General features: G+C 70.8%; 2 protein-coding genes. Both read right to left on the bottom strand.

Features of this window, described 5'->3' with window-relative positions:
- Positions 1-150: 150 nt before the first annotated feature.
- Positions 151-2,250: an iron uptake transporter permease EfeU gene (efeU, locus tag AC08ON_RS13795; RefSeq protein ID WP_476607879.1), complete on the bottom strand. Its 2,100-nt coding sequence runs from the start codon at positions 2,248-2,250 to the stop codon at positions 151-153.
- A 428-nt stretch (positions 2,251-2,678) separates the two neighbouring features.
- Positions 2,679-3,167 (bottom strand): YbaK/prolyl-tRNA synthetase associated domain-containing protein, encoded by a 489-nt coding sequence (locus AC08ON_RS13790; RefSeq protein WP_476607880.1) that lies wholly within the window; start codon positions 3,165-3,167, stop codon positions 2,679-2,681.
- Positions 3,168-3,492 lie beyond the last annotated feature (325 nt).

The following is a 3,492-nucleotide window of genomic DNA, read 5'->3' as shown; positions in this document are numbered from 1 at the left end:
CGGCCGCGGCGGCCGGCGCGGTGGTGGTGAGCACCGCAGCGCCGGTTCCGGCCGCGACGGTGGTGGCGCTGCCCGCGGCCGCGGCGCCCGCGGCGAAGGCTCCGGCGAGGAAGGAGCGGCGTCCCATCCGCCCGCCGTCGGACCCGGGGCTCATCCGGTACTCCTGATCTCGAGGATGTCGGGGATCGGTGCGAGGGTCTCCAGCAGCGCGCCCAGGCTGCCGTTCAGCTTCTGCCGGTCGGCGAGTGGCAGCCGTCCCGGCGGGATCCAGGTGCCGTGTGGGTTGCCGACCCGCCGCACCAGCGCGCCGAAGGCGCCCAACTGCTGGCGGGCCGCGGTCAGCGCGGCGGGCGACCGGGTCTGCAGCACCGGCGCGATCACGGTGAGCAGTTCCCGGGTGCCGTCCACGTTTGCGCTCGCGGTCGCCAGAGCCGTGCCGCTGCCCTGATCGGCGGCGCCGGTGAGCTGGAACTGCAGCGTGTTCTCCAGCACTTCGTGGGTGCGCAGGGCCAGGTCGTTCGGATCGAATTCCTGGGTGGGGAATGCCGCCCGCAGCCCCGCTACGTCGCTGGACAACCCGACCGCCGACGCGGCCAGCGAGGCGGCCGACTCACCGTGCCACAGCCCGTACTCGATCCGGTAGAAGCCGGTGAAGTCTGGGTCGTGCACTCCGCCGGGCAGCCCGGCAGGCAGTCCGTTGATCTTGGAGTCGAAGTCCCCGAAGGTGCCGTAGGCGGCGCCCAGGCGCTCGTAGTCGAGGTGGGCGGGCAGCCAGTCCCGGCGGGCCGCGTCCAGGTCGCCGTGTTCCACGTCCGCGCGCAGCGTGTCGACGCTGCCCTGCAACGTCACCAGGCCGACGGTGACGAAGGCGCGGTAGCCGCGCAGCGGGCCGCTCATGGTCTCTGCCGTCACGGGGAGGATGGAGGCGGCCCCGCTGGCCGCGCCCGCCACCCGTTGACTCGCGGACAGCAGCCGCTTACCGCCGTCCGGCAGGCATTCCCAGGCATAGGTGCCCCCGCCGATGGTGGCCGACAGGGTTCGGGTGGTTCCGGGCGCCAGCAGCTCGATCTCCGCATGGATGGCACCGGTCGCCGGGTCGATGAGGCGGACCTCCGCCGTTTGGGCGCTGCCGTTGTGGACGGTGAACGTCTGCCTGCCCGGCCGGGGCGCCGCCCAGCCTGCCGCGCAGGAGCCGCCGGTCACCTCGATCGTCCCGCCGCTGCCGCCGCTGGACGACGGGCCGAGCGCGAGGATCGTGGCGCCGGCGGCGAGGGCCGGCACCGCGACGATGGCGGCCGGCAGCGCCCACCGCGGCAGCCGGTGGCCAGCCGACGCTCCCGTCGGGGCCGGCGGGGGCGTCGGGGCCGGCGTGCGATCGGAACTCTTGGCGGCGGGGACGGCGGCCGGTTCTCCTGGCTGGGCTGGCTGTGCTGGTTGGGGGGCGCGGGTGCCGCGGACGAACAGGGCCAGTACCACCACCAGGTAGGCCAGGTAGCCGGTGACCTGCAGCGCCGTCATCCGCGGAGTGATGTTGAAGACGCCCTCGACGAGCCTGGCGTACCAGGAACTCGGGTCGAAGGTGGTCCGCAGGTCGAACAGGACCGTGTCGAAGCCGGGGAGGGCACCGGCCTCCTGGAGGTCGCGCAGACCGTACCCGGCGACACCCGACGCGACGACGATGAGCCCGATGCCGGTGAACGTGAAGAACTTGGTCAGGTTGATCTTCACGGCGCGGTAGTACATCCCCGCGCACAGCCCGGCGGCGATGAGGAGCCCGGCCGCGGCGCCGATCAACGGACCGGCCGACTCGCTGGCGCCGCGGGTGGTCGTCCAGATGAACAGGGAGGTCTCCAGACCCTCCCGGGCCACCGCCAGGAAAGCGGTCAGGATCAGCACGCCGGGCCCGAGTGCCAGCGCAGCGGTGACCTTGCCCTTGATCTCGCCGGACAGGGCGCGGACCGACCGCCGCATCCAGAAGATCATCATGGTGACGAAACCGACCGCTACGAGGCTGAGGATCCCGCTGAACACCTCCTGCGCCGCCGTGGACATGGACGCGGCGGCAAATGTCAGCACGGCGCCGAAACTCGCCGACAGGGCGATGGCGGCGAGCACGCCCGTCCACACCAGCGGCAGGCGGGAGCGTTCGTCGGCGCGGACGAGCGTCGCGACCAGGATCGAGACGATCAAGCCTGCCTCGAGGCCCTCGCGCAGCCCGATGAGCAGGTTCGGGAGCACATCACCCCACACGTCCGATTCCTTTCGGTCCGCCGCGTAGCCGGCTTCACGGAACGTACCAGAGACGGAGGTTAGCCTAACCTGCTTTAGGTGAACCTTACTTAGGATTATGTATCAGTAACTGGCGACCGGCGGGGTGGGCATGATCGTCGGGATCGGCTGTGCTCGCCTGGGTAGAAGCTCACTGCGGGTGGCTCTGTCCGCACCCCGCAAACAGTCGTGGCGCGGAGAGCCCAGGAGAGCCCAGGGCACGCTGAGCCCAGCTGGAAAGAGGTTCACCGGCATGGTCAAGATCTCGGCCCCCTTCGCGGCAGAGATCGATCTCGGTCAGCTCCGGTACCCATCCTTCGCCGGTGGTCCGGCGGTCCGGAGGTCCGGCGGTCTACGAAGGAGTGCCGAGTGCGACGGGCCGGGGCGCTGGCTCCTGGCCGCCCAGGGCGTCAGGCGGCGATGGGCGCGACGGTCGGCCGGGCCAGCAGCAGGTAGTCCGAGACGGACAGGGCGACGGACAGGTCGAGCCGTCCGGCGTTGAAGTAGATCTCGTCGTGGATAAGCAGGCCTTCGTCGACGATGAGGTCCAGCTTGGGGGAGAAGACGAACGGGGTGATGGATCCGCTGACGCTACCCGCCAGACGTTCGGCGACCTCACGGGCGGCGAACGAGGCCTCTCGGCCGCCATACCGGTCGGCCAGCGCGTTCAGGTCGACCCGACGGTCACCGGGGACCACGGCGAGCACGTAGCGCCGGGAACGCCTGCCCGTTGCCACCCGCACCACGAGGGACTTGGCGGCCTGCTGGAGGGGGTGGCCACGCAGCCGGCTGGCGACGTCGGTGTGACCCTCGGGCGGATGCGGGATCATCCGGTAGGACACCGAGCCGGACTCGAACAGATCGGTCAACCGCCGGAAGACGTCTCGGTCGTCACGCATCCGCCCCACTCCAAGGGCGAGTGACGGCAGGTCGGGGGTGGCTCGGACGACAAAGCATTGCGCCTCCGCGGTCAGAGATGGTGAACGGACAGCCGACAGTTACCCGACGGCGCGCATGGCATGGCGCCAGGTCGACCGGGTACACGATTGCGCACGGCCCTTTCAACGCACAACGTTCTGCCTCGATCACTTCGTTGATGGACGCCCGGCTGCCGGCGTGCGGTGGAACGCACTCTTCGCCTTCCGGCCAATCCTCGGCGTTGAGCAGCAGTGGATGGGGTATTCCCGGGGAGCCCGGCCAGGCAGAGCACCGCTTGGCCCAGGG

Source organism: Frankia sp. CoWAU3 (genome assembly GCF_977971855.1).
Note: the sequence above shows the minus strand (reverse complement) of the source record. Positions and strands in the feature narration are given on the sequence as shown.